The organism is Salinimicrobium oceani, from assembly GCF_012037645.1.
Genome location: NZ_JAAVJR010001525.1, coordinates 1 through 297, shown reverse-complemented (window position 1 = coordinate 297; position 297 = coordinate 1). Strand labels below are relative to the sequence as shown.

Annotated in this window: 1 protein-coding gene; it reads right to left on the bottom strand. The window is 44.8% G+C overall.

Annotation, left to right across the window (positions count from 1 at the left end):
- Positions 1–297, bottom strand: a 297-nt coding sequence (locus HC175_RS22930) for a glucosaminidase domain-containing protein (protein ID WP_168140070.1), incomplete at both ends; no start/stop codon positions are given.

Sequence of the window (297 nt, the reverse complement as noted above, 5' to 3'; positions counted from 1 at the left end):
ATCCAGGTCAAAAAGAGCTGCATAGCGTTTTCTTTCAGTTAGAAACAGCGAATGATCGCGGTAGGAATATTTAGGATCCTTATATTTTCTAAAACATTCCTGCGACGCATCATCATCGTGATAAACCTTTTGCCCACTCCAGCCATGACATTTAATTCCGAAGTGATTATTAGCCCTGCGGGTAAGTTCGCCATCCCCTGCCCCACTTTCAAGAATTCCCTGGGCCAGCGTTATACTGGCAGGGATCTTATAAAGCTCCATCTCTTCCCGCGCTATAGGCGCAAATTCATGGATATA